This is a genomic window from Amycolatopsis sp. NPDC043889 (assembly GCF_056435645.1).
Genome location: NZ_JBWKEC010000002.1, coordinates 512571 through 538124, shown reverse-complemented (window position 1 = coordinate 538124; position 25554 = coordinate 512571). Strand labels below are relative to the sequence as shown.

Annotated in this window: 21 protein-coding genes; 17 read left to right on the top strand and 4 right to left on the bottom strand. The window is 69.1% G+C overall.

Annotated features, from left to right (window positions below; all coding sequences use genetic code 11):
• Nucleotides 1-86: 86 nt before the first annotated feature.
• The 6 genes from AC0685_RS07815 (at nucleotide 87) to AC0685_RS07790 (ending at nucleotide 5844) form a co-directional block, all read left to right on the top strand.
• Nucleotides 87-1103: a ParA family protein gene (locus AC0685_RS07815; protein ID WP_478224877.1), complete on the top strand. Its 1017-nt coding sequence runs from the start codon at nucleotides 87-89 to the stop codon at nucleotides 1101-1103.
• Nucleotides 1100-1513: a cobyrinic acid a,c-diamide synthase gene (locus AC0685_RS07810; RefSeq protein WP_340685723.1), complete on the top strand. Its 414-nt coding sequence runs from the start codon at nucleotides 1100-1102 to the stop codon at nucleotides 1511-1513. The genes AC0685_RS07815 and AC0685_RS07810 overlap by 4 nt, the downstream gene beginning before the upstream one ends.
• Nucleotides 1513-2448 (top strand): segregation and condensation protein A, encoded by a 936-nt coding sequence (locus AC0685_RS07805; protein ID WP_478224875.1) that lies wholly within the window; start codon nucleotides 1513-1515, stop codon nucleotides 2446-2448. Before AC0685_RS07810 ends, AC0685_RS07805 begins: the two co-directional genes overlap by 1 nt.
• Complete coding sequence (gene scpB, locus AC0685_RS07800; RefSeq protein WP_478224874.1) at nucleotides 2445-3140, top strand: SMC-Scp complex subunit ScpB; 696 nt, start codon at nucleotides 2445-2447, stop codon at nucleotides 3138-3140. Before AC0685_RS07805 ends, scpB begins: the two co-directional genes overlap by 4 nt.
• Nucleotides 3130-3882: a pseudouridine synthase gene (locus tag AC0685_RS07795; RefSeq protein WP_007035528.1), complete on the top strand. Its 753-nt coding sequence runs from the start codon at nucleotides 3130-3132 to the stop codon at nucleotides 3880-3882. Before scpB ends, AC0685_RS07795 begins: the two co-directional genes overlap by 11 nt.
• 93 nt (nucleotides 3883-3975) lie before the next feature.
• The gene (locus AC0685_RS07790; protein WP_478224902.1) at nucleotides 3976-5844 is read left to right on the top strand and encodes a Xaa-Pro dipeptidyl-peptidase; all 1869 of its coding nucleotides are present in this window, start codon (nucleotides 3976-3978) and stop codon (nucleotides 5842-5844) included.
• 60 nt (nucleotides 5845-5904) lie between these two features.
• Here the strand turns inward: AC0685_RS07790 and AC0685_RS07785 are convergent, their stop codons facing one another.
• A complete protein-coding gene (locus AC0685_RS07785) occupies nucleotides 5905-6738 on the bottom strand; it encodes a class I SAM-dependent methyltransferase (RefSeq protein WP_478224873.1) in 834 nt (277 codons plus the stop codon).
• Nucleotides 6739-6808: 70 nt separating this feature from the next.
• On the opposite strand from AC0685_RS07785, the gene AC0685_RS07780 reads away from it, so the two are divergent.
• Nucleotides 6809-7438: a TetR/AcrR family transcriptional regulator gene (locus AC0685_RS07780; protein ID WP_478224872.1), complete on the top strand. Its 630-nt coding sequence runs from the start codon at nucleotides 6809-6811 to the stop codon at nucleotides 7436-7438.
• A 73-nt stretch (nucleotides 7439-7511) separates the two neighbouring features.
• Here the strand turns inward: AC0685_RS07780 and AC0685_RS07775 are convergent, their stop codons facing one another.
• Genes AC0685_RS07775 through AC0685_RS07765 form a run of 3 tightly spaced genes read right to left on the bottom strand, consistent with a single transcriptional unit; the run spans nucleotide 7512 to nucleotide 9605 of the window.
• On the bottom strand, nucleotides 7512-8708 hold the full coding sequence (locus AC0685_RS07775; protein ID WP_478224871.1) for a cation:proton antiporter: 1197 nt from the start codon (nucleotides 8706-8708) through the stop codon (nucleotides 7512-7514).
• A gap of 6 nt (nucleotides 8709-8714) precedes the next feature.
• Entirely contained in the window at nucleotides 8715-9197 is a 483-nt protein-coding gene (locus AC0685_RS07770) for a cation:proton antiporter regulatory subunit (protein ID WP_125786286.1), read from the bottom strand.
• 15 nt (nucleotides 9198-9212) lie between these two features.
• The gene (locus AC0685_RS07765) at nucleotides 9213-9605 is read right to left on the bottom strand and encodes a DUF4267 domain-containing protein (protein ID WP_478224869.1); all 393 of its coding nucleotides are present in this window, start codon (nucleotides 9603-9605) and stop codon (nucleotides 9213-9215) included.
• A gap of 91 nt (nucleotides 9606-9696) precedes the next feature.
• On the opposite strand from AC0685_RS07765, the gene AC0685_RS07760 reads away from it, so the two are divergent.
• The 10 genes from AC0685_RS07760 to AC0685_RS07715 all read left to right on the top strand — a co-directional run bounded on the left by AC0685_RS07760 (nucleotide 9697) and on the right by AC0685_RS07715 (nucleotide 25554).
• Complete coding sequence (locus AC0685_RS07760; RefSeq protein WP_478224868.1) at nucleotides 9697-10275, top strand: TetR/AcrR family transcriptional regulator; 579 nt, start codon at nucleotides 9697-9699, stop codon at nucleotides 10273-10275.
• A gap of 92 nt (nucleotides 10276-10367) precedes the next feature.
• Nucleotides 10368-11072 carry a (d)CMP kinase gene (cmk, locus tag AC0685_RS07755; RefSeq protein ID WP_340688489.1) on the top strand — a complete coding sequence of 235 codons (705 nt, stop codon included), beginning with the start codon at nucleotides 10368-10370 and terminating at the stop codon, nucleotides 11070-11072.
• A complete protein-coding gene (locus tag AC0685_RS07750) occupies nucleotides 11069-11737 on the top strand; it encodes a lysophospholipid acyltransferase family protein (protein ID WP_478224867.1) in 669 nt (222 codons plus the stop codon). The genes cmk and AC0685_RS07750 overlap by 4 nt, the downstream gene beginning before the upstream one ends.
• 4 nt (nucleotides 11738-11741) lie before the next feature.
• Entirely contained in the window at nucleotides 11742-13223 is a 1482-nt protein-coding gene (gene der / locus AC0685_RS07745; protein ID WP_478224866.1) for a ribosome biogenesis GTPase Der, read from the top strand.
• A 258-nt stretch (nucleotides 13224-13481) separates the two neighbouring features.
• The gene (locus tag AC0685_RS07740; protein WP_478224865.1) at nucleotides 13482-17384 is read left to right on the top strand and encodes a Pls/PosA family non-ribosomal peptide synthetase; all 3903 of its coding nucleotides are present in this window, start codon (nucleotides 13482-13484) and stop codon (nucleotides 17382-17384) included.
• Nucleotides 17385-17404: 20 nt separating this feature from the next.
• A complete protein-coding gene (locus tag AC0685_RS07735; protein WP_478224864.1) occupies nucleotides 17405-18811 on the top strand; it encodes a M1 family metallopeptidase in 1407 nt (468 codons plus the stop codon).
• A 163-nt stretch (nucleotides 18812-18974) separates the two neighbouring features.
• Complete coding sequence (locus AC0685_RS07730) at nucleotides 18975-19964, top strand: hypothetical protein (RefSeq protein WP_478224863.1); 990 nt, start codon at nucleotides 18975-18977, stop codon at nucleotides 19962-19964.
• Nucleotides 19961-22471 carry a PEP/pyruvate-binding domain-containing protein gene (locus AC0685_RS07725; protein ID WP_478224861.1) on the top strand — a complete coding sequence of 837 codons (2511 nt, stop codon included), beginning with the start codon at nucleotides 19961-19963 and terminating at the stop codon, nucleotides 22469-22471. The genes AC0685_RS07730 and AC0685_RS07725 overlap by 4 nt, the downstream gene beginning before the upstream one ends.
• Nucleotides 22468-23139, top strand: coding sequence for a tyrosine-protein phosphatase (locus tag AC0685_RS07720; RefSeq protein WP_478224860.1), 672 nt, complete (start codon nucleotides 22468-22470; stop codon nucleotides 23137-23139). Before AC0685_RS07725 ends, AC0685_RS07720 begins: the two co-directional genes overlap by 4 nt.
• Before the next feature lie 135 nt (nucleotides 23140-23274).
• The gene (locus tag AC0685_RS07715; protein ID WP_478224859.1) at nucleotides 23275-25554 is read left to right on the top strand and encodes a glycosyl hydrolase family 95 catalytic domain-containing protein; all 2280 of its coding nucleotides are present in this window, start codon (nucleotides 23275-23277) and stop codon (nucleotides 25552-25554) included.

Genomic DNA, 25554 nt, shown 5'->3' with positions numbered 1-25554 from the left:
CGGTCGGTCCCGGCGTGCCTCGTTGGCTCGACTCACGGATCGCGCATAGGCTGCCGAGGATCCTGCTGAAGAGGAGCTTTCGCGTTATGTCGACACCGAACGAGCCGGCGAAGCCGTCCGCGTCCGCCGGTTCGGCTGCCGCGAGCCTCAGCCAGGTGACCATCGCAACCCCCGCCGAACACGACGGCGACGAACCGTCGGAGGACACGATCTCTTCCCGCGGCCGCAAGGCCAAGCGCGCCAAAGAAACCAAGCAGCAAGAACTCGAGAGGGACGCTATCGGCCCCACGGGCCGTCCGTTCCGCGAGATCCCCGATCCGCCGCCGCTGGACCGGCATGGTCCCGCACTGGTGATGGCCATGTGCAACCAGAAGGGCGGGGTCGGCAAGACCACCTCGACCATCAACCTCGGCGCGGCGCTGGCCGAATGCGGCCGCCGGGTACTGCTGGTCGACTTCGATCCCCAGGGCGCGCTCTCGGTCGGCCTCGGCATTCAGCCGCACGAGCTGGACCAGACGGTCTACAACGTCATCATGGAGCGCTCGGTCAGCATCACCGACGTCATCCGGAAGACCCGGGTGGACGGTGTCGACCTGCTGCCGAGCAACATCGACCTGTCCGCGGCCGAGGTCCAGTTGGTCGCAGAGGTAGGGCGCGAACACACTTTGTTACGGGTCCTTCGTCCGGTCATGAACGACTACGACTATGTTCTTGTCGACTGCCAGCCCTCGCTAGGCCTGCTGACGGTGAACGCACTGACCGCCGCGGACGGTGTGATCATCCCGCTGGAGTGCGAGTTCTTCAGTCTGCGAGGCGTAGCGCTCCTGATCGACACCATCGAGAAGGTGCAGGAACGCCTCAACCCCAAACTGGACATCACCGGGATTCTCGCCACCATGTACGACCCGAGAACCCTGCACTCGAAGGAGGTCATGGCGAGAGTGGTGGAGGCATTCGGCGACACCGTGTTCGACACGGTGATCAACCGCACCGTGCGGTTCCCCGAGACGACGGTCGCGGGCGAGCCGATCACGACCTGGGCTCCCAAATCAGCGGGCGCGGCGGCCTATCGCGCGCTTGCCCGTGAGGTGATCGCTCGGTGAGCAGGCGAGCTTCCCTGCCCGGAGCGTCCGAACTTTTCAGGATCACCTCCAGCCCCGCGCTCGATCTGCCGCCCGCGCCCGAACAGCCCGCCCCCGCGAAGGGGAACGGCAACGGGAACGAGACGGGGAACGCGCACAAGGAACAGCTGACCCGTGCCGCGCGCAGCGGGTCCGGGCGGACCAAGCACGACGCGAAGATCACCGTCTACGTCTCCGGCGACGAACTGCTGGCGATGGAGCAGGCCAGGCTGAACCTCCGGGCGAAGCACGGCCTCGTACTCGATCGCGGCAGGCTGGTCCGCGAGGCGGTGGCCGTGCTGCTGGCCGACTTCGACGCGGCGGGCGAGGACTCGGTCCTCGTCCAGCGTCTGCGGGCGGGCAGCGAGGACGGGAAAGAGACCGAGAGCTGATGGACGACCCGGCCGCGGCTGCTCCCAGCGGCTCAGAGCCGGTCGAGCGGACAGAGGCAGACGAGACCCCCGCCGTGCACGAGACCGTGCACGGCGGGATGGTCCCCGAAGGACTGGCCAGTGAAGAGCTGAGCACGTCCAAGTTCAAGGTGAACCTGTCGAACTTCCAGGGCCCCTTCGATCTGCTGCTCCAGCTGATCTCGCAGCACCAGCTCGACGTCACCGAAGTCGCGTTGCACCAGGTCACGGACGATTTCATCGCCTACACCCGTGCGCTCGGCACGGAGTGGAACCTGGACGAGACGACCGAGTTCCTGGTCATCGCGGCGACCCTGCTCGACCTCAAGGCGGCACGGCTGCTGCCCGCCGCCGAGGTGGAGAGCGAAGACGACCTCGCCCTGCTCGAAGCACGGGACCTGCTGTTCGCGCGCGTGTTGCAGTATCGGGCGTACAAACAGGTCGCGGCGCTGTTCGGTGAGCTGGAGGCCGGCGCGCTGCGGCGGTATCCGCGGTCGGTCGCGCTCGAAGACCGGTACATGGGGCTGCTGCCCGAGGTGATGCTCGGCGTCGACCCGGCGAAGTTCGCCGAGATCGCCGTCGCGGTCTTCCGGCCGAAGCCGCCGCCGACGGTGTCGATCGCGCACATCCACATGGGCCGGGTCTCGGTGCGCGAACACGCCGCGCTGCTCCGGCTCAAGCTGGCGGAACGAGGCGAAGCGACCTTCGGTGAGCTGGTCGAAGACTGCGAGCACACCGTCGAGATCGTGGCGCGGTTCCTCGCGCTGCTGGAGCTGTACCGGGAGGCCTCGGTCCAGTTCGAACAGCTGGAGGCGCTCGCCGAACTGCACGTGCGCTGGACCGGCGGGTCCGTGGAGGAGGCGTCGGTGGCGGCCGAGCACGATCGCGCCGCCGCTGAGGACGAGGAGTACGGGTGAGCCCCGAAGAGACCGAGAAGACCGAAGAGACCCCGGAGGCCGAAGCGACCCCGGAGACGGCCGAGGCCCCTGCCGTCGAGCCGGAGGCCGAGACGGAGCCGCCTGCCGACGAAGGTCTCGTCGCGGCGGGCGACGGCGACTACCCCGACGTCACCTCCGACGAGGCGCTCGAAGCGGCGCTCGAGGCGTTGCTGCTGGTCGTCGACTCGCCGATCAACGAGGAATCGCTCGCCGACACGGTCGGCCAGCCGGTGTCGCGGGTGACCGTGGCGCTGCGCACGATGGCGCAGAAGTTCACCGAGCGGACCAGCGGAATCGACCTGCGCCGAGTCGGCGAAGGGTGGCGGTTCTACACTAGGGACGTCTATGCCCCGTTCGTGGAGAAGCTTCTGCTCGACGGCCAGCGTTCCAAGCTGACGCGAGCCGCACTGGAGAGCCTCGCCGTGATCGCCTATCGGCAGCCGGTGACCAGGGCCAGGGTCGCCGCCGTCCGAGGGGTGAACGTGGACGGGGTGATCAGGACGCTGCTGGCACGCGGCTTGATCGAGGAGATGGGGACCGACCCCGAAACCACAGGCACGCTGTACGTGACGACCGAGCTGTTCCTGGAGCGACTGGGCCTCTCGTCCCTGGCCGACCTTCCGCCCATCGCTCCGTTGCTACCCGAAGTGGACACCATCGATGACATCTGATCCGCATCCCGACGGCATTCGGCTGCAGAAGGTCCTTTCGCAGGCAGGCGTCGCCTCGCGGCGCGCGGCCGAGGACCTGATCGTGCGCGGTCGCGTGAGCGTGGACGGCAAGGTGGTCACCGAACTCGGCCGCCGGGTCGATCCGGACAACTCCGTGATCCACGTCGACGGCACCCGCGTCCAGGTCCGCGAGGACCTCGTTTACCTCCTGCTGAACAAGCCCAAGGGCGTGCACAGCACGATGAACGACGACCGCGGCCGTCCGTGCGTCGGCGACTACCTGCGCGGCCGGTACGAGGAGACGCCCGGCATCGTGCACGTCGGCAGGCTCGACGAGAACACCGAAGGACTCCTGCTGCTCACCAACGACGGCGACCTCGGCCACCGGCTGATGCACCCGTCGTTCCGCGTGCTGAAGACCTACTTCGCCGAGGTCGAGGGCATCGTCCCGCGCGGGCTCGGCAAGGAACTGCGGGCGGGTTTCGAGCTGCCGGACGGCATCGTCAAGGTCGACCAGTTCCGGGTCAAGGACATGCTGGCCGGGCGCACCCAGATCGAGCTGGTCATCCACGAAGGACGCAAGCACATCGTGCGGCGGCTGATGGCGGCCACCGGGCACCCCGTGCGCAAACTGGTCCGGACCGCGCTGGGCGACGTCCAGCTCGGTGCCCAGCGGTCGGGTTCGATCCGGCGGCTGAACCGCGGTGAGGTCGGCTCGCTGTACCGGGCTGTCGATCTGTAGAACTTTCCGCTCTACTGCACAAGTGATCTCCGCGTTTAGCTCTTCCTGATGGGCTTTCAGCCGACGGGGAAGGGCTCAACCGTGAAAACAGTTGTGCTGGCAGGGATCTTGGCGGTCGCCGCGGCCGTGGTCGCGGCACCGCAGGCCGCGGCGAAACCGCGGAGCAGCGAACCGGTCTACGACTTCGCCCAGGCCGTCCGCGAGACGGCCTGGGTGGACATCGGGCTCGACGGGGACGGCGACGGCCGTTCGGACCGGGTCGCCGCGGACATCATCCGGCCGAAGGAACCGGCGGCGCAGGGCAAGAAGGTCCCGGTCATCATGGACGCGAGCCCGTACTACTCGTGCTGCGGGCGGGGCAACGAGAGCGAGCTCAAGACCTACGACTCGGCGGGCAGGCCGGTCGGCTTCCCGCTCTACTACGACAACTTCTTCGTCCCGCGCGGGTACGCCGTGGTCCTGGTGGATCTGGCCGGTACCAACAAGTCCCGCGGCTGCACCGACATCGGCGGGCCGTCGGACGTCAATTCGGCGCGCAAGGTCGTCGACTGGTTGAACGGCCGCGCGAACGGCTACACGACGGCCACCGGTCCGGCCAGGACGAACGCGACCTGGTCGACGGGCGCGGTCGGCATGATCGGGAAGTCCTACGACGGCACGGTGGCCAACGGCGTCGCCGCGACCGGCGTCGACGGGCTCAAGACCATCGTGCCGATCGGCGCCATCAGCTCCTGGTACGACTATTACCGCTCCGACGGCGCGAACCTGCGCCAGGGCAGCCCGGCGGGGTTGGCGCAGACCGTGTCCCGGCGCAACGGTGGGCAGAACTGCGGTGCGGCGAACCAGAAGCTCACCGCGGGAGCGACCTCGAACGGCGACTACAACGCGTTCTGGCTCGACCGGGACTACGTGCAGAGCGCTTCGAAGGTGAAGGCGAGCGTGCTCGCTTCGCACGGCCTTGGTGACTTGAACGTCAAGACGATCAACTTCGGGCAGTGGTGGGAAGCGCTGAACGTCGAGCGCAAGATCTGGCTGACGCAGGCCGGCCACGTCGATCCCTTCGACTACCGGCGGTCGGCGTGGGTCGACACCCTGCACAAGTGGTTCGACCACTATCTGCTCGGCGTGGACAACGGTATCGAGAAGGCACCGGGCGCGAGCGTGGAACGCGAGCCCGACGTCTGGGTGGACCAGCCGGCATGGCCCGCGGGCAGCGCCGTCACCCTGCGACCCGCGTCCGGCAGCACCCCGGGGGTCGGCACGCTCGGCACGACCGCGGGGACGGGAACGGTGTCGTTCACGGACTCCTCCGGTCAGTCCTCGAACACCTGGGCCGCGAAGCCGACGGAGACTTCGACCGGGCGCGTGCTTTTCAGCACCGGCGCGCTGGCGAAGGACCTTCACGTGTCCGGAACGGCGAAGGTGACTGTGACCGCGACGCCGTCGACGTCCACGGCGCGGCTCTCGGCGGTCCTCGTCGACTACGGCCCGGCGATGATCCGGAACTACACGGGACCGAAGGAAGGCATCAAGAACGAGCTGACCCAGTCGTGCTGGGGCGCGAGCGCGCCCGGTAACGACGCCTGCTACCTGAACACGAGCACCGACGCCGTCTCGGTGGGGCTGAACATCATCAGCCGGGGGTGGGCGGATCTGGCCAACCACCGTTCGCTGAGCCAGGAATCGCCGCTGACGCCGGGGCAGCCGTACACGATGACGTTCCGGCTGGCGAGTACGGATCACGTCGTCCCGCAAGGACATCAGCTCGCGCTGATCATCGGCGGGACGGACGGCTCGTTCATCTCGGGACCGGCGCAGTACCCGAAGATCACGGTGGATCTGGGCAAGACCTCGCTGGCGCTGCCTGTCGTGGGCTCGGGTCCGTCGGCGGTTCCGGGGGCGCTTCCGGTGGCTCCGGTGGGGATCGCTCCCGCCACCGTTTCGGGGCTTGAGCGCGGCTAGGCGAATGCCATGAAAGGTCCTTTCCTTGCGAAATTTGCAAGGAAAGGACCTTTCATGGCATCAGCGTGCGGCGGTCACGACCCATACGCCGCCGGGGATCCGCACCCCCTGCGGGGTCTCGAACTCGCCGAGTGCGTCGCGGACCTGATCGCGGAGTCCGGAGATGGAGGCCGCGTCCACGTTCCGCAGGTTGTGCTGGGTCGGGGCCATCGAGAAGACGAAGTCCGTCGCGTCGTCGGCGTCCACCCCGAAGCCCATGTCCGCGTCCACCGGCCTGATCTCGATGTCGCGGAAGCCCGCCGCCGTGAGCACTTCGGTGATCCGCTCGGGCGTCAGCAGCGAACCCATCCCGCGTGCGGCGGGGGAGGGCTCGCGGAGGTAGGGCGCGAGCGCCGCCGTCGCCCGTGCGTAGGCGCTGTCGACGTCGCCTGACCGTGGTCCCACGAAGGCCAGCCGCCCGGCCGGTGCCATCGCATCGTGAAGATGCGCGAACGCCGCGACCAGGTCGGCGAAGAACATCACGCCACCCCGGCTGATGACGACGTCGAAGCCGGGCCCGTCGAACGGGTGCACCTGCGCGTCTCCCTGCTCGAACGCGACGTTGGTGATTCCTTCGGCCGCCGCGTCCAGGCGAGCCCTTTCCAGCTGTGGTGCCGAAAGGTCGATGCCCAGCGCGTGCCCGCTTCCGGCCTTCTTCGCGGCCAGCCGGGTGGTGAGTCCGGCGCCGCAGCCCACATCCAGGACGGCGTGACCGTCACCGATGTCCGCCGCGTCGAAGAGCGGCGCGTCGAAGGCTTCCATCATCCCGTTGTAGCGATCCGGGCGATCCGCCCAGAGCCTGCCCTCCCAGCCGTTCCACGCTTCGGCCTGTTGCTGATTGACGATCGCCGTCATCCCTGGCACCCCATCCGCGTCGTTACTAGAGTTGGACTCTAGTGATTGACTCTAGAGATAGACTCCAGTCATGAGTGGTGTCAAGGGCGCCCGATCCGAACGGGCGGCGGAAACCCGGCGGCGGATCATCACGGCCGCCACGGAGCTCTTCCTCGCCGACGGGTACGGCGCGACCACGCTTCAGCAGGTCGCGGACCGTGCGGGCGTGGCGGTCCAGACCATCTACTTCACCTTCCGCAACAAGCCGACGCTGCTGAAGGAACTGGTCGACGTCGCGATCGCCGGCGACGACGGTCCACTGGCGACGATGGAGCGGCCGTGGTTCGCGCGGGTGACGGACGCGCCGGACGCGCGTGGGGCGCTCAACGCGCTCGTCACCGGCAGCCGCGCCGTGCTCGAACGGGTCGCCGCCGTCACCGACATGGTCCGCACCGCGACCGCGGCTCATCCCGAGCTGCGCGAATTATGGCCGGATCAAGAGGATCCGCGCCACGTCGTGCACGCGACGGCGGCGAAGGCTCTGATGGGGAAGCCGGGTGCTGTCACCGGTCTCGCCGTCGACAGGGTGGCGGATGTCCTCTACGCGCTCCTCAGTCCGGAGATGTTCCTGATCCTCACCCGTGACCGTGCTTGGCCGCTGGACGTGTGGGAGCGCTGGGTGGAGGACACGCTGGCCGCGCAGTTGCTCGAGCGGGCCTAGACGAATGCCATGAAAGGTCCTTTCCTTGCAAAATTTGCAAGGAAAGGACCTTTCATGGCGCGTGGGGGCGGGGTCAGCCGGTCTGCGAGGCCGGGCTCTTCGAACCGAAGGGCTTCCGCTGCAGTGCCCGCGCCACCGGTTCGACGATGCGCGCGGCCGTCGGGCCGAGGATCGCCATCAGGAGCACGTACGCCGTCGCGAGGGCCGCGAGCTCGCCGGTCACCGCGCCCGCCGCCACCGCCAGCCCGGCGATGACGATCGAGAACTCGCCTCGGGCGACCAACGCGGCTCCGGCACGAGCCCGGCCCATCTTCCCGATGCCTTGCCTCCGCGCGGCCCACCAGCCGGTGCCGACCTTCGTGAGCGTGGTCGCGACCGCCAGGACGACCGCCCAGCCGAGCACGGGCGGGATCGAAGCCGGGTTCGTGTTGAGCCCGAACACGACGAAGAACACGGCGGCGAAGAGATCTCGCAGCGGTTCGAGCATGTGCGTCGCGTTCTCCGCCGTCGACCCCGAGATCGCGATGCCGAGCAGGAACGCGCCGACCGCGGCCGACACCTGCATCGCCGAAGCCAGGCCGGCGACCAGCAGGGCCGCGCCGAGGACCTTGAGGAGGAACACCTCGCGGTCCGGGCTGTCCACCGCCGCGGAGACGTACCGGCCGAATTTCAGCGCGATCACCAGGACGACCGTGATCACCATCAGCGAGATCCCGACAGCCTTCAAGCCGCCGAGGAAGCTCACCCCGCCGAGCACCGCGGTGAGGATCGGCAGGTACAGCGCCATCACCAGGTCCTCGAACACCAGGATCGACAGCACCACCGGGGTTTCCCGGTTACCGAGCCTGCCGAGGTCGCCGAGCACCTTCGCGATGATCCCGGACGACGAGATGTAGGTGACGCCCGCCATGACGATCGCGCCGATCGGCCCCCAGCCGAGGATGAGCGCGACGATCGCGCCCGGCGCGGCGTTCAGCACGATGTCCACGAGACCCGCCACCCACGAGCGTTTCAGCCCGGTGAACAGCTCGGCCGCCGAGTACTCCAGGCCCAGCAGGAGCAGCAGCAGGACGACCCCGATCTCGCTGGCGAGGTGGGTGAAGTCGCCGATGTCGCCGAGCGGGATCAGCCCGCCCTGCCCGAAGCACAGGCCACCGATCAGGTACAGCGGGATCGGGGACATCCCGATCTTCCCGGCGAGGCGGCCCAACGCGCCCAGCCCGAAGAAGACCGCCCCGAGTTCGATCAAGGACAGTGCGGTGTGATCCATCGGCGATCAGCCGTACTTCAAGATCTTGACGGCGGCCTCGAGACCTTCGGACGTGCCGACCGCGACGAGGACGTCGCCCGCGGTGAGGTTGAAGTCCGGCGTGGGGGAGGGGTGGACCTGCCCGGCCCGCATCACCGCGACCACCGAGACGCTCGTGCGTGTCCGCATGGCGGTGTCGCCCAGCGTCCGGCCGTCGAACGGCGAGGACGCCTTGATCGGCAGCTGCTTGGTGTTGATACCGGGCAGGTCCCGGTGCTCTTCGGTCAGCTGGGCGACCAGCTGGGGCGCGCCGAGCAGGTTCGCCAGCGCGCCCGCTTCGTCGGTGGTGAGCGGAAGTGAGGCCAAGCAGGCGTCGGGATCGTCCGTTTTGGACACGATCAGCTCGACGTGTCCATCGCGATGGGTCACCACGCCGACGCGGCGGCCGTTGCGGGTGGCGAAGTCCTTGCGGACGCCTATTCCGGGGAGCGGGGTCACTTCGACGTTCACGTGAACAACAGTAACTCACCGTTCGTTTCGCGCGGGACGGATCAGGAACAGCGCCGAGATCCCGAGCATCAAGGCGCACGTCGCGCCATGGATGCCGAGGGCGGCGCCCATGGATCCGTTGTGGGTCAACACGATCAGCATGTCGCCGAACGGGATGAACGCCAGCGCGAGCATCGCCCAGCCCAGTGCGCGGGCGTTCCGGAACAGGAGCAGTGCGAGCACCACGAGCGCCGTGCCGATGTCGCGGACCCCCTTGACGGCGAGGATCGGGTCACCCTCGGACGGCATCACCGGCAGTCCGAATCCGCCCGTCTGGGACGCCGGGAAGAACACGTAACCGCTCCCGAAGTAGAGGACGAAGAGCACGAGGGCGGCGGACAGGACGTAAGCGATCTTGATTCTGGTCATGATCTCCGACTCCAAAAGCTAGCAGCGCTAGGAACGAGACGAACTTTAGCGCTAGCGCTGCTAGCTTGTCTAGCGGTGCTAGCATGTTCGTATGGTCACCACCCCTCGGCGCGAGCGGGACCGCTCGCAACGCGAACAGCTGATCGTCACCACCGCCCGCGAGATCGCCGAAGAAGAAGGCTGGGACGCGGTCACCACACGTCGGCTGGCGGCGAAGATCGAGTACAGCCAGCCCGTGCTCTACAGCCATTTCTCCGGCAAGGGGGCGATCATGGCGGCCGCGGCGCTCGAGGGATGCACCGAAATGGCCGCCGACATGCGGAAGGGGGCAGGGGCGGCGGAGGGCTCGCGGGACGCGCTGCTGCGGCTGGCCGAGAACTACTTCGACTTCGCCGACCGCAAACCCGCGCTCTACGACGCGATCTTCACCCTCGCCAGCGAACTGAACTTCGCCAGCCCGGACAGTCCAGCGCCGTTGAAGGACGCGTTCGGCGCGCTGCTCGAAGTCGTGGGCCCGGTCTCCGGCGAATACGACCCCGGCCTCTACACCGAGACCTTTTGGGCGGCTTTGCACGGCCTGGTCACCCTCGAACGCAGCCGGCGGCTCCCGGCGCCCGCGCGCGCGGAGCGGATCGGCATGCTTGTCGACCGGTTCGCCGTGGGCGGCTGAGGCGTGTCGCGTGCCACCAGGCAGAATGGTCGTCGATCAGGTGAGCGACGAATGAGCTGAGGAGAGTTTCGGTGACGGGAGCCCTGCGTGGTGTGGTCGCGATGGACGGCCCGTCCGGAACCGGGAAATCCACGGTTTCGCGGAAGCTCGCGACGAAGCTCGGCGCCGGTTACCTCGACACGGGCGCGATGTACCGCATGGTCACCCTCGCCGTCCTGCGCGCCGGGGTCGACCCGGCCGACGCGGACGCGGTCGCCGACGTCGCCGTGAAGGCCGAACTCGGCATCGGGACCAGCCCCGACGAGGCGACCGTGACCCTGGCGGGCGAGGACGTCGCCGCCGAGATCCGCGGCGCGGACGTCACCACCGCGGTGTCGCCGGTTTCGGCCGTCCCGGCGGTCCGCGAACTGCTGGTCACCCGGCAGCGCGAGATCATCGCCGAGGTGCTCGGCCGCGTCGGCGGCATCGTGGTCGAGGGGCGCGACATCGGCACGGTCGTCTCGCCCGACGCCCCGCTCAAGATCTTCCTCACCGCTTCGGCCGAGGTCCGCGCCGCGCGGCGCAGCGCGCAGGACTCCGCGGCCGGTCGCGAGTCCACCGTGGATGTCGCGAAGGCGGCGGTGGAGCGGCGCGACCATCTCGACTCCACGCGGGCGGCGTCGCCCCTGCGCGCGGCCGAAGACGCCGTCGAGGTGGACACTTCGGCGCTCAACATCGACCAGGTGATCGTCGCGCTGGCCGAACTCGCCCTGCACCGTGGTCTTCTCGAAGGGTGCCCCGCCGAGGCCGCCAGATGAGCGCGAAGGGACTGCCCGAAGGCGCGAGCGGCCCGATCCACACCTTCGGCAGGGGGATCTCGAAGTTCATCGTCCGGCCCGCTTTCCGGGTCCGGGTCCACGGTGGCGAGCGGGTGCCGTCGTCGGGTCCGGTGGTGTTCATCGCCAACCACAGCTCGATGGTGGAACCGCAGCTGCTGTTCGGAATGTTGTCGCGCCGCACGGCGTTCCTGGTCAAGGAGGAACTCTTCCGGGGGTTCGTCGGCTGGTTCTTCCCGAAGCTGGGCCAGATCCCGGTGAAACGGGGAGCGGTGGACCGCAAACCGCTGATGATGGCGGTCAAGGTGCTCGAGGACGGCGGTGCGGTGGGGATCTTCCCCGAGGGCACCCGCGGCCTCGGTGACGCCGAAAACTTCGAGCGCGGCGCGGCCTTCCTGGTCCGCGCCGGGAACGCGACCGTGGTTCCGGTCGCCACTCGGGGGACGTACAAACCCGCCGGCGCCAAGAGGCGTTGGCGGCCACGCGTCGACATCATGGTCGGCGAACCTTTCACTCCCGCGATCGGGAAGGGAAGGACAGGGCTGGAGGAGGGAACCGAGCGGCTTCGCATCGCGCTCGCGGACCTCGTGAAGGCACTGGACGAATGGCGCTTGGAGCACGGGCTCCGAGACACGCGACAGGATTGAGTACATGACAGAGCTAGACGGAGTCGGCGAGATCGACGGCTCCTGGTCCGACGAATCCGAATTCACCGCGCTCGACGCCCAGATCGCCGCGGGCGAGGCCGAGGAGGAGGCGCAGCTCGCGCAGCCGGTCCTCGCCGTCGTCGGCAGGCCGAACGTGGGCAAGTCGACCCTGGTCAACCGCATCCTCGGCCGCCGCGAGGCGGTCGTGCAGGACGTCCCCGGCGTGACCAGGGACCGCGTCGCCTACGACGCCTTCTGGGCGGGCCGCCGGTTCACGCTGGTGGACACGGGCGGCTGGGAGCCGGACGCGACCGGGCTCCAGGCCTCGGTCGCCGCGCAGGCCGAGATGGCGATGGCCACCGCCGACGCGGTCCTGCTGGTCATCGACGCCAGCGTCGGCGCGACGGCCACCGACGAGGCCGTCTCCAAGGTGCTGCGCCGGTCGAAGAAGCCGGTGCTGCTCGCCGCCAACAAGGTCGACGACGACCGTCTGCTCGCCGACACCGCGTCCCTGTGGTCGCTCGGCCTCGGCGAGCCGTACCCGGTCAGCGCGCTGCACGGCCGCAGCTCGGGCGACCTGCTCGACGCCATCGTCAAGGCGCTGCCGGAGATGCCGCGCGACGGTGACCGCGCCACCACCGGCCCGCGCCGGGTCGCGCTGGTCGGCAAGCCGAACGTGGGCAAGTCGAGCCTGCTCAACAAGCTGTCCGGCGAGGAGCGGTCCGTCGTGGACTCGGTCGCGGGCACCACTGTCGACCCGGTCGACTCGCTGGTCGAGCTGGACGGCGAGACCTGGCGGTTCGTCGACACGGCGGGCCTGCGCAAGCGGGTCAACTCGGCCAACGGGGCGGAGTACTACGCGTCGCTGCGGACCAAGACCGCGATCGACGCGGCCGAGGTCGCGATCGTGCTGCTGGACGCCGCCGAACCGCTTTCCGAGCAGGACCTGCGGGTGCTGACGATGGTCGTCGAGGCGGGCCGCGCCTGTGTGCTCGCCTTCAACAAATGGGACCTCGTCGACGAGGACCGCCGCCATGCCATGGTCCGTGAACTGGACCGCGGCCTGGTGCGGGTGCCGTGGGCGGACAAGGTCAACATCTCGGCGCTCACCGGCCGGTCCGTGCGCAAGCTCGCGCCCGCGCTGCGGACCGCGCTGAAGTCCTGGGACCAGCGCGTTCCCACCGGTCAGCTGAACGGCTGGCTCGCCGACCTCATCGCCGCGACCCCGCCCCCGGTACGCGGCGGCAAGCAGCCGAAGGTGCTGTTCGCGACCCAGGCCGGTATCCGGCCGCCGACACTGGTCCTGTTCACCACCGGCTTCCTCGAGGCGGGCTACCGGCGGTTCATCGAACGGAAGTTCCGTGAGCGTTTCGGTTTCGAAGGCAGCCCCGTACGGGTGAATGTCCGGGTACGGGAAAAGAAGCAAAGGCCCAAGGCAGGCGGAAAAGCGGCCGGAAAACCAGCGGGCAAACCAAAAGCGCGCTGATTTCTCACGATGTAGGTGAATATTTCACTGGGTGGACACGCCGATGACCTCGGGTTTCGGCGTGTCCCCCGGTGAGGTTCGACACTCTGCCGAGACCCTCCCGAGATATGCCGTTCACCTGCGGTAAAGTGAACAGTCTGCTAGCGGGCGCCTCATTCGGAGAGCGAGCCCGAATGACGCACTTCGCGAAAGGTGTGTGATGGGCTTGAGCGCCCATGGTTCTTTTCTGCCCAGCTCCGTCCTGCCCGTGGTGACTCGATGACCCTGACCGCCGATTCCCGTCCGATCGCCTGCGTCGCCGAAGTCACCGTTGCCCCGTCCCCGGCTCCCGTCGCCGACCGAGCCCTGTTCTGGTCCGGTCTCGGAGCCGGTGAGCGCACCCTGCTCGACATCCTCGCCGAGACCGCCGCCCGCCACCCCAACGCGGGCGCGATCGACGACGGCGAGACCACGCTGTCCTACCGCAAGCTCGTCGAGGAGATCGACGCCTACGGCCGCAAGCTGACCGCCAACGGTGTCGGCGTCGGCGACCGGGTGGGCGTCCGGATCTCTTCCGGCACCGCGGAGCTCTACGTCGCGATCCTCGCCATCCTGTCCGTCGGCGCCGCCTACGTGCCGGTCGACGCGGACGACCCGGACGAGCGCGCGGAACTGGTCTTCGGTGAGGCCGATGTCGCCGCCGTCGTCTCCGATGGCGGCGCGATCACCGTGCTCGGCTCGCCCGGTGGGGTCGAGGGCACTCCCGCACCGGCCGACGACGCTTGGATCATCTTCACCTCCGGCTCGACCGGGAAGCCGAAGGGCGTCGCCGTCTCGCACGCCTCGGCCGCCGCCTTCGTCGACGCCGAAGCGCGGCTGTTCCTCACCGAGGAGCCGATCGGCCCCGGCGACCGCGTACTCGCCGGCCTGTCGGTCGCGTTCGACGCGTCGTGCGAAGAGATGTGGCTCGCCTGGCGCCACGGCGCCTGCCTGGTCCCGGCGCCGCGTTCGCTCGTGCGGACCGGCGTCGACCTCGGCCCGTGGCTGGTCGCGCAGGGCATCACCGTCGTCTCGACCGTGCCGACGCTGGCCGCGCTATGGCCCGCCGACGCGCTCGAGGACGTCCGCCTGCTGATCTTCGGCGGCGAGGCCTGCCCGCCGGAACTGGCCGAACGCGTCGCCGTCGAAGGGCGCGAAGTCTGGAACACCTACGGCCCGACCGAGGCCACCGTCGTCGCCTGCGCCGCGCAGATGACCGGAGAGGGGCCGGTCCGGATCGGCCTGCCGCTGGTGGGCTGGCAGCTCGCCGTCGTCAACGAGGCGGGCGAGCCGGTCGCGATGGGGGAGACCGGCGAACTGGTCATCGGCGGCGTCGGCCTGGCCCGGTATCTGGATCCGGAGAAGGACGCCGAGAAGTTCGCGCCGTTGCCCTCGCTGGGCTGGCGGCGCGCGTACCGCAGCGGTGACATGGTCCGCGCGGAGGCCGAGGGCCTGCTGTTCCTCGGCCGTCTCGACGAGCAGGTCAAGCTCGGCGGCCGCCGGATCGAACTCGGCGAGGTCGACGCCGCGCTCCAGGCGCTGCCCGGCGTGCAGGGCGCCGCGGCCGCGGTCCGCCGCACCAAGGCGGGAAACCAGGTGCTCGTCGGGTACGTCGTGCCCGCCGAAGGAGTCGAGTTCGACCACGACGAGGCGGCGACCCGGCTGCGTGAGCAGCTGCCCGCCGCGCTCGTGCCACTGCTGGCCCTGATCGACGACCTGCCGACGCGTACTTCCGGCAAGGTCGACCGCAACGCGCTGCCCTGGCCGCTGTCCACTGTGGACGCCGCGAAATCCGGTCTGTCGCCGACGGAGAGCTGGCTCGCCGAAGGCTGGGCGGAGATCCTGGGCGTCTCGGTCGACAACCCGAAGGCCGACTTCTTCACCAACGGCGGCGGAAGCCTGACCGCCGCGCAGCTGATCGCGCGGATCCGCACCCGGCATCCGCAGGTGTCGGTGAGCGACATCTACGCCAACCCGAAGCTCGGCGCGCTCGCGTCGATGCTGGACGCGCTGAGCGGGGAGAAGACCGAGCGCCGTGACATCGCGCCGACCCCGCGCAAGGCCGGGATCATCCAGTCGCTGCTGATGATCCCGCTGATGGGCCTGGTCGGCCTGCGCTGGACGACCATCGCCGCGACGCTGTCGAACGTGCTGTCGCTGGCCGGTTTCGCCTGGGCGCCGACGCTGCACTGGGCCTGGATCGCGGCCGCTTGGATCGCGCTGTTCAGCCCGGCCGGGAGGATCGCGATCTCGGCGACCGGCTCGCGGCTGCTGCTGCGCGGAGTCCGTCCCGGCAGCTACCCGCGCGGTGGGAGTGTCCACTTGCGACTGTGGGCCGCCGAGAAGCTCGCCGAGTTCAGCGGCGCGGACAGTGTCGCGGGCGCTTCTTGGATGACGACGTACGCCAAGGCCCTCGGCGCGCGGATCGGCAAGGACGTCGACCTGCATTCCCCGCCGCCGGTCACCGGCATGCTGAAACTCGGCCGCGGTGCCGCCATCGAACCCGAGGTCGACCTGACCGGGCACTGGGTGGACGGCGATCTCGTGCACATCGGCAAGATCCGGATCGGCGCCGACGCGCGGATCGGCGCGCGCAGCACGCTGTTCCCCGGCGCCCGGATCGGCAAGGGCGCGGAGATCGCGGCCGGGTCGACCGTCCGCGGCAACGTGCCCACCGGGCAGCGCTGGGCCGGTGCCCCCGCCGCCCGTGCCACGAAGGATTCGCTGAAGTGGCCGTCGAGCCGCCCGCCGCGCTCGCGGTTCTGGGCTTCGGTCTACGGCGCGACCTCGGTCGCTCTCGGTCTTCTGCCCGCTGTCGCCGCGCTTCCGGCGGTCGCGGTGCTCGGCTACGCGATAGCGGGGACGGGTTCGCTCGGCGCCGCCCTCGGGCAGGCGCTGCTGTTCACGCCGCTCGCGACCATCGCGTACTTCCTGTCCTACGCCCTGCTCGTGCTCGTCGGCGTCCGTTCGCTGAGCATCGGCATGGTCGAGGGTTACCACCCGGTGCACGGGCGTGCCGCGTGGCAGGTCTGGGCGACCGAACGGCTGATGGGCATGGCGCGGGAGGGACTGTTCCCCTTGTACGCCAGCCTGTTCACCCCGGTGTGGCTCCGGATGCTCGGGGCGAAGGTCGGCCGCAACGTCGAGGCGTCCACCGTCCTCGCGCTGCCGAAGATGACCCAGGTGGACAGTGGCGCGTTCCTCGCGGACGACACCATGGTCGCCACCTACGAACTCGGCCACGGCTGGCTGCACGTCGCGCCGGCGCGGATCGGCAAGCAGGCGTTCCTCGGCAACTCGGGGATGGCCGCGCCGGGACGTTCGGTGCCGAAACGCGGTCTGGTCGGTGTGCTGTCGTCGGCCCCGCTCAAGGCGAAGAAGGGCTCGTCGTACCTCGGGATGCCGCCGCTGCCGGTCCGCCGGTCGGTCGGCGAGGCCGACACGAGCCGCACGTACACGCCGCCGCTGCGGCTGAAGGCGGCGCGTGCGCTCGTCGAACTGTGCCGCATCGTGCCGGTGATGTGCGGTGTCGCCTTGACCGTGCTGGTGGCCGCCGGGATCTTCGCGCTGGCGGCGGCGTACGGCTTCCTGGTCGCGGTGCTGCTCGGCGGGCCGCTGCTGCTCGCCGCCGGTGCCGTCGCCGCGCTGACCGCCACCGCGATGAAGTGGCTGCTCGTCGGCCGGTTCCGCGCGGTCGACCATCCCTTGTGGAGTTCGTTCGTCTGGCGCAACGAACTCGCCGACACCTTCGTCGAGGCGCTCGCCGTGCCGTGGCTGATCGGTTCCCTCGGCGGCACGCCGCTGCTGCCGGCGTGGCTGCGGACCATGGGCGTCAAGATCGGCCGCGGCGTGTGGCTGGAGACGTACTGGCTGCCCGAGTCGGACCTGGTGAGCCTGGGCGACGGCGCGACGATCAATCGCGGCTGCGTCGTGCAGACGCACCTGTTCCACGACCGGATCATGACGATGTCGCCGGTGACCCTGGACGAGGGAGCGACGCTCGGGCCGCACGGTATCGTGCTGCCTGGCGCGAGCATCGGCGCGCGGACGACGGTCGGACCGGGCTCTCTGGTGACCCGGGGCGACGCGGTTCCCGCCGATTCGCGCTGGCTGGGCAATCCCATCTCGGCCTGGACGAAGTAGGAAGCGGGGTTCGTTCGCGGGTGATTTCGAAGGCCTCCGCACAGCCCTCGCCCGGCTCGGACATTTCCGGTGACTCCTATCTGCCCCGTCACGGTAACGGCGGTTACCGTGTCCGGCACTACGATCTGGAGCTGGACTACAAGATCGGTCCCAACCGGCTGTCGGCCTCCGCGGCCATCACCGCGGAGGCGACGCAGGCGCTGTCTCGGTTCACCTTGGACTTCGGCGAGTTCCGGATCAACCGCGTGCTGGTCAACGGGAAACCGGCCAAGTACACGCGGCGCGCGCACAAGCTGCAGGTGAAGCCGGCGAAGTCGCTGGCACTCGGCAGCGAGTTCGTGGTCGAGGTCCACTACGTCGGCAACCCGGGGCCGCTTCCCGGGCTGTGGGGCGACATCGGCTGGGACGAACTGACCGACGGCTCGCTCGTCGCGAGCCAGCCGGTCGGGGCGCCGTCGTGGTTCCCGTGCAACGACCATCCCTCGGACAAGGCGACCTATCGTGTCGCGCTGACGACGTCGTCGCCGTATCTCGTGGCCGTCACCGGGAACCTGGTGGAGCGGCACGAACGCGCGAGCACCACGAAGTGGGTCTTCGAACGACCCGAGCCGACGCCGACGTACCTGATGAGCGTCCAAATAGGACGATACGACGACGTCGAACTCGTCTCCGGTCCCCAGCCCGGCTGGTTCTCGCACCCCGCCGTCGAGGCCTTCCGGATCAACCTCGACGGCGGCTCTGTGGTCACCTCGGTCCCGCAACGGGCCGCCGTGCCGCCACGCCTGCGCCGGGCGTTCGCCCGTGATTTCGGGCGACAGGGCCGGATCATGGACTCGCTGCAACGACTGTTCGGGCCGTACCCCTTCGGCGAGTACGTCATCGTCGTCACCGACGACGACCTCGACGACCCGATCGAGGCACAGGGTATGTCGATCTTCGGCGCCAACCACGTCGACGGGCGGCGCACCCACGAACGACTCGTCGTGCACGAACTGGCGCATCAATGGTTCGGCAACAGCCTGACCGTCGCCGACTGGCGGCACATCTGGCTGAACGAAGGCTTCGCGACCTACGCGGAATGGCTCTGGTCCGAGGAATCCGGCGGGCAGAGCGCGCACGAGTGGGCGAAGACCTGGCACGCGCGGATGAAGGTGAAGCCCGCGGATCTGCGGCTCTCCGACCCCGGCGTGGCGCGGATGTTCGACGAGCGCGTGTACAAACGCGGCGGCCTTCTGTTGCACGCCTTGCGTTTGACCGTCGGCGACGCGGTGTTCTTCCCGCTGGTGAAGGCTTGGGCGACGGAGAACCGGCACGGTCTGGTGACCACCGCGGCTTTTGTGGCGCTTGCCGAACGCTTCGCTGGTCGCTCGCTGGCTGGGTTCTTCGACGCTTGGCTGGACGCTCCGGCGCTGCCTTCGCTTCCCTGACGCGCCTCGCGTGTCCTGAAGGCCCCCTTTGAGACGTCAGACGTCTCAAAGGGGGCCTTCAGGACATCCAGTCGGTTGTCCACAGTGGTGCTGGTGTGACGAGTTGTCCACAGATCGCCGGAAGGCACTGGTGAGACCTCGTCAGAGCACTGACGATCATGGGGTGAAAGCCGGAGCGTGGGCCGAAGATCCCGAGCGGCTCTACCAGCACAGCCGCGGCGGTGTCATCACCGTCGCTCAGCTCGTGGAGCTCGGTGTTCCCGCCAGAACCTGCTATCGGCGCTGTCAGCCGGGACGGCCTTGGCGCCTGTTGCTGCCGGGTGTAGTGCTGCTCGGCGGGGGTGAGCCCAACCACCGGCAGTTGATCGACGCCGCGTTGCTGTACGCCGGCCGGGAAGCGGTGGTCACCGGCGCGGCTGCCTGCCGTGGTCGTGGCCTGCGCACGGTGCCCGCCGGGCCGACGCGGGTGCATCTCCTGGTCCCGCACGAACAGAAGATCATCAGTTCGGGTTTCGTGATCGTCGAGCGCACGACACGGATGCCACGACCGCACTTTGAGGACGGCGTTCCGGTGGCGCCGCTCGCCCGCGCTGTTCTCGACCTGTGCCGAAGGCTCCGCTCGCCCAGGGCGGTTTCCGCCTTGCTCGCCGAGGCGGTGCAAGTCGGCCGGCTGAGCCCCGCGAAACTGTTGGAAGAACTCGACGCGGGAAGCAATCGGGGCTCGGCGATCCCGCGAGCCGCCCTCCAGCACATCGTCGCCGGAGCCCGGTCGGTCGCCGAAATCGACGCGATGAACGTCTGGCGGCTCTCCGGTCTGCCCGAACCGGTCTGGAACCAGCCGCTCCGGGACGGAAGCGGCGAGTACATCGCGACGCCCGACGGCTACTTCAAGAAGGTCCGGCTCGCTTGGGAGATCGATTCCTACGACTTCCACTTCGCGAAGGAGGCCTATGCGAAGACTTTGGACAGGAACGCCAGGTATGCCGCAGCAGGGATCGCTGTGCTCCAGACCCTGCCCAGCCGTCTCCGGACGGAGCCCGAGGAGGCCGCCGAAGAGCTTCGCGCGGCGTACGAGGCTCGGCAGTTGAACTCAACCCAGGTTGAGGATGCAGGCTTGGGACAAGCGAACATCCCCTGGGAGGAACGAAAGTGATTCTCGAGCTCGCCGAAGCGGGAGGCTGCCCGCGCGACCTCGTCGGTGGCAAAGCGGCGAATCTGGCGAAGATGACGGCGGCCGGTTTTCCTGTGCCGGAGGGTTTCTGCGTCACGACCGCCGCGTATCGGCAGGTGCTGGCCGACGGCGTAGGCGAGCTGGCCAGTGTGCCGCCCGACGACGCGGGAAGGTTGGCGAGCCGGTTGCGGGCCCATGTGCTGACCGTGCCGATCCCGAACCGGCTCGAAACCGCGATCGTCGAGGCGTACGAAAGGGTTTCGCGGGACGGGCCGGTCGCGGTGCGGTCTTCGTCGACCGCCGAGGATCTGCCGGACGCCAGTTTCGCGGGCCAGTACGACACTTTCCTCGGCATACAGGGCGCCGGAGAGGTGCTCGCCGCGGTGCGCCGTTGCTGGGCGTCGCTGTGGTCGGACCGGGCGGCGAGATACCGTGCGGCGCACGACACCGATCGCGCTCCCACCATCGCGGTGATCGTGCAGCGGCTGGTCGACGCCGAATGCGCCGGGGTGCTGTACACGGCGAATCCGGTGTCGGGCGAACGATCCGAAGTCATCGTCGACGCGGCTCCTGGACTGGGCGAAGCGGTCGTGTCCGGCGCGGTGACTCCGGACCACTATCGGCTGGGCGTCGAGGGCGAAATCATCGAGGGGCCGGGTGACGGCTGCCTGACGCCGTCGCGACTGGGTGCGCTCGCGGCGGTCGGCAGAAGGCTGGAGAAGCATTTCGGCGCGCCGCAGGACGTCGAGTGGGCGTTCGATGGCGAGGGTGAGCTGTGGCTGACCCAGTCACGGGACATCACCACCCTGTTCCCAGTACCGGAGAGCGAGGGGGAACTGCGCGCGTACTGGTCGGTCAACGTCTACCAGGGGATCAGCCGTCCCTTCACGCCGATGGGCGCGGCCATGATCCGGGAGCGTCAGCGGGGAATGGCGGGGTACATGACCGCGCTCGGCTTCTCCGACGAGATCACCGATGTGGACGGGTGGCTGTACTGGGACATCACCGACGGCGTGCGGAGCCCGGCGAAGCGGCCGAAGATGGCCGCGTTCGCCGACAGCCTCGCGGCGCCATCGGGTCGGATCGTCGAGCGACTCGGTCGTGATCGCCGGTTCCCGTCGGTGCCTCCGGGCCACGATGTCCCGCCGAAGAACCCGCGCCGCCGCTGGGAACGGATGGTCCTCGCGTGGCTGTGGCCGGATAAGGCCCGCGCCAAGGTCGTCCGCGACGCAGAACGGCGGATCGCGGCCTTCTCGGGGCCGGCCGAGGCGACCGCGGAAGAACGTTTGTCCTTTGTGGAATCGGTCCGGCGTGACGTTTGCCGGATCGAGGCGAATCTCCCTCGCGACGCCAACACCGCCGGGGCGACCGGCGGGCAGCTGGCCGTGCGGCTCCTGCGCGGCCACGTGGACGAGTCCGAGGTGGCCGCCGTCTTCCGGGGTGTCCCGCACAATCCGACCACCGAGATGGATCTGGCGCTGTGGCGCGTGGGGGAGGCGATCCGACGCGACGAGGAGGCCTTCCGGCTCTTGCTGGAGACCGCGCCCGACGAGCTCGCCGTCAAACAGCTCGCCGGGACGCTGCCGGAGGTGATCCAGCAAGGTGTCACCGCGTTCCTGACGGAATACGGCTGCCGCGCCACCTCGGAGATCGACTTCGGCGTTCCCCGCTGGACGGATGATCCCGAGCCGGTTTTCGCGATGCTGTCGAATCTGCTTCGCGCGGAAGGTGAGGAGCAGGACGCGGAAACCCGGTTCGCCCACGCGGCGGCGGCGGCCGAAGCGCGGATCGTCGAACTCACCCGTCGTCTCCCGGCGACCAAGCTGCACCGGGCGGTACTCGCGCGCTTCCTGCTCCACAGGTCGAGGCGGCTGCGGGGACTGCGCGAGTTCCCGAAGTTCTGCCTCATGCGCGGTTTCGCCGCACTCCGGACGCAGCTGCTCCTTGTCGGCGAGGAGATCGTCCGGTCGGAGCGGCTGGAACGGGCAGGCGACGTGATGTTCCTCGACCTCGCCGAAGTCAGGGAAGCCCTGGGCGGCAGGGATCTCCGAGCGACGGTGGCGCGGCGGCGGCAGCTGTGGGAGCGGGAATCCCGCAGGCCCAGGGTGCCGTCGGTCGTGCTTTCCGACGGTACCGTGCCCGCCCTCGAAGCCGATCCGGGCGGCGGTCTCACCGGACAGGCCGCGGCGGCCGGGGTGGTGACGGGCCGGGCGCGGGTGATCCACGATCCCGACGGGGCGTGGATCGAGCCGGGCGAGATCCTGGTCGCCGCGACGACGGACCCCGGGTGGACGCCGCTGTTCCTGACGGCGGCCGCGCTGGTGACCGAAACGGGTGGGATGATCTCGCACGGCACCACCGTGGCCAGGGAGCACGGGATCCCGGCCGTGGTCGGCGTTCCCGGCGCGACCGCGGTGATCACCACCGGGCAGGTGATCACCGTCGACGGTTCGGCGGGGACCATCAAGTTCGGCGAGGAGTCCCGGTGACGGCGGTGGCTTACGCGCTCACCGGCGCGTTCAACTTCCGCGACGCCGGCGGTGGGCCGATCCGGCGGGGGAGGCTGTTCCGCAGCGACACCCTGCAGGCGCTGACCTCGACCGACAAGGAGCTCCTGCTCGGGCGGTTCGGTATCGAAGGAGTCCTCGATCTTCGCTCCAGCGCCGAGACCGTCAGCGAGGGCCGTGCGGAGCTGCCCGGCGCCCACTACGTGAACGTGCCCCTCCAAGCCGTCCAAAGAGGACGATCGACCGCACTGGAGGAGATTTACGCCGACCATCTCCGGCGTGACGACAACCTCATGGTCGCCGTCGAGATCCTGGCGGTCCTGCTGTCCCGGCCCGTCGTGGTGCACTGCGCGTCGGGCAAGGACCGGACCGGGATCGTCACCGCCCTCGCGCTCGGCCTCGCCGGGGCGCCGCGGGAGGTGATCGTCCGCGACTACCTGCGCAGCGCGTACAGCCTGCCCCGGGTGATCGCGCGGTTCCGGTCGCTCGGGTTGCCGGAGGAACTGTTCCGGTGCACCGAGGGCACGATCAACGTCTTGCTGGACACCGTCGAGGACGACTTCGGCGGATTCGCGGGCTGGGCGCGGCAACGTGGCGTGTCCGACGCTGCGGTCAGGGCGCTGCGCGCGAATTTACTCAGCAACAGATGAATTGTCCGATAAGACATCGGATGTATGTACCGCTGCGCGAGTGAAGGGGGTGGCCAAAGCTCGACTATCTCTGGAAACATGCCGGTCGCCAGGACTTGATCTGCGGTAAACGTAGTATGAATCTGGAGGCGACCCATGGCCGAGCTGTCCAGGCGATCGATGCTGAGGGTCGCGGCGGGGGCGGCCGCGCTCGGTGGCCTTTGGGCTCAGGGGGCTCCGCCGGCGGTCGCCGGGCAGGACGTCCATCGCCGGATCGTCGACGACGCGCGCATGCTCTGGAAGCGGATGCCGAAGAACTGGCAGGAGGGCCCGTTCCTCGCCAACGGCTTCCTCGGCGTGCAGTTCTACGCGGGCGCGCAGCCGAACGTCCTCAAGGTGATGCTCAGCCATTCTCAGGTCCAGGACCAGCGCGGGCAGTGGGAAGCGGGCATCGGGTACTCGCGGCTCCCGATCGGCTACCTCACCCTCACCTTCGAGGGCGCGATAACGGCGGTGGACTGGCACCTGGACCTGTACAACGCCGAACTCGGCGGCACGATCACCACCACCCGGGGTTCGGTGCGGTTCTCCGCGCTGGTCCACAACGACCAGGACCTCCTCCTCGTCTCGCTCACCGGGGAGGCGTCCGCGGAATGGGGGTTCACGCCGCTCGAATCGGCGACGACCAGGACGATCCGCAAACCGCCCGAGTACACGGCCAATCCCGTTCCGAAGCTGGCCAGTGCGGGCGGGACCCGGTATTGCGAGCAGCCGCTCCACGCGGGCGGCGGGTACACGACGGCGTGGCGTGAGCGGACGATCGGCACGCGACGGCTCCTGGCGGCGACGGTCGCGTACGCGTTCCCCGAACCGACTCACACCGCCGAGGCGATCAGGAGGGTCGATCGAGCGTCGGCGGTGCATCCGGACGGCCTCGTCGCCGTCCATCGACGCTGGTGGAATGCCTTCTACCGCCGCAGTTTCGTCTCCGTTCCGGACAAGCGGGTCCAACGGTTCTACTGGATCCAGCTGTACAAGACCGCCTGCGCCACCCGCGCGAACGGACCGGTCGTCGCCGAATGGGGGCCGTGGTTCCCGGAGGTCGGCAACAGCTGGACGGCGGTGTGGTGGAACCTCAACGTCCAGGTCACGTATCCGATCGTCAACAGCAGCAACCATCCCGAACTCGACGCCGTCACCGCGACCTTCCGTCGTGACCACGCCAACCTCGAACTCTCGGTCCCTCCCGCGTACCGGGACGGTGACACGTACGCCCTCTCGCATCCGGGGGACTGGCGGCTGCGGCCCGGCGGCACCCGCGCGGTCGGGATCCCGGGGCCCGCCACCAAGAACGACCAGACCGGCAACCTGATCTGGGGCTTGCACAACGTGTGGCTCGCGTACCGGCACAGCATGGACGTCCGCGTCCTGCGCGACGTCCTGTATCCGACGCTCGCCAAGGCGCTCAACTACTATCGCCACTTCCTCGCCACCGGCCCGGACGGCGTCTTGCACCTGCCGATGACGAGGTCACCCGAGTACGCCGACGCGGCCGACTGCACCTATGACCTGTCGTTGATCCGCTGGGCCGCGCGGACACTCGTCGAATCGGCGGCCAAGCTGCGGATCGACGACCCGCGGGTACCGGCGTGGCGGGAGATCGGCGAGAAGCTGGTGCCGTACCACCAGGATCCCGCCCAGGGCGTGCTGATCGGCGATGGTGTCCCGCTGGCCGACTCGCATCGGCACTTCTCGCATCTTCTCTGGCTCTATCCGTTGCGGGAGAAACTCTGGGACCGTCCCGGTGACCGGGACATCATGCGCCGCACTTTCGCGCACTGGTCCAGTGCCCAGGCGAAATGGCACGGGTACAGTTTCGCGGCGGCGTCGTCGATGAGCTCCGTGATGGACGCGCCCGAGGAAGCCCTGCGGTACCTGAAGATCTTCCTCGACGGGACCGTCGTGGCCAACACGCAGCTGACGCCGAACACGATGTACCGCGAGGGTGCGAACCTCGCGATCGAAAGTCCCATCACCGTCGCGCAGTCCATAGTGGACATGCTGTTGCAGGGCGATCACGGAGTGCTCAAGGTCTTCCCGTCGGTCTCGTCGACGTGGCCGGACGCGTCCTTCGAGAGCTTGCGCGCGGAGGGTGCCTTCCTCGTGGACGCTTCCCGCGCGAACGGCGCGACCGAATGGATCCGTGTCCACAGTGAGGCGGGGGAGCCGCTCACACTGCGGCACGGGATCCCCGGCGACATCGACGTCCGTGACGGGCGCGGACGGCGGCTTCCTTGGCGGCACGCGGGTCCCGGCGCGATCTCGATCCCACTCGGCCGCGGCGGGACGGCCGTCGTCACGCGACGCGGTACGCGTCCGGCGCTGGAGCCAAGGGACGTTCCTGGCGATCGTGGAATTCCGGCATGGGGGGTCTGA

Bases quoted from the DNA above. Each gene is read 5' to 3' on its own strand.
- AC0685_RS07815 (WP_478224877.1), top strand. From the start codon at position 87: ATGTCGACACCGAACGAGCCGGCGAAGCCGTCCGCGTCCGCCGGTTCG.
- AC0685_RS07740 (WP_478224865.1), top strand. From the start codon at position 13,482: ATGACCCTGACCGCCGATTCCCGTCCGATCGCCTGCGTCGCCGAAGTC.
- AC0685_RS07760 (WP_478224868.1), top strand. From the start codon at position 9,697: ATGGTCACCACCCCTCGGCGCGAGCGGGACCGCTCGCAACGCGAACAG.
- AC0685_RS07750 (WP_478224867.1), top strand. From the start codon at position 11,069: ATGAGCGCGAAGGGACTGCCCGAAGGCGCGAGCGGCCCGATCCACACC.
- AC0685_RS07780 (WP_478224872.1), top strand. From the start codon at position 6,809: ATGAGTGGTGTCAAGGGCGCCCGATCCGAACGGGCGGCGGAAACCCGG.
- AC0685_RS07775 (WP_478224871.1), bottom strand. From the start codon at position 8,708: ATGGATCACACCGCACTGTCCTTGATCGAACTCGGGGCGGTCTTCTTC.
- AC0685_RS07715 (WP_478224859.1), top strand. From the start codon at position 23,275: ATGGCCGAGCTGTCCAGGCGATCGATGCTGAGGGTCGCGGCGGGGGCG.
- AC0685_RS07795 (WP_007035528.1), top strand. From the start codon at position 3,130: ATGACATCTGATCCGCATCCCGACGGCATTCGGCTGCAGAAGGTCCTT.
- AC0685_RS07765 (WP_478224869.1), bottom strand. From the start codon at position 9,605: ATGACCAGAATCAAGATCGCTTACGTCCTGTCCGCCGCCCTCGTGCTC.
- der (WP_478224866.1), top strand. From the start codon at position 11,742: ATGACAGAGCTAGACGGAGTCGGCGAGATCGACGGCTCCTGGTCCGAC.
- AC0685_RS07785 (WP_478224873.1), bottom strand. From the start codon at position 6,738: ATGACGGCGATCGTCAATCAGCAACAGGCCGAAGCGTGGAACGGCTGG.
- AC0685_RS07805 (WP_478224875.1), top strand. From the start codon at position 1,513: ATGGACGACCCGGCCGCGGCTGCTCCCAGCGGCTCAGAGCCGGTCGAG.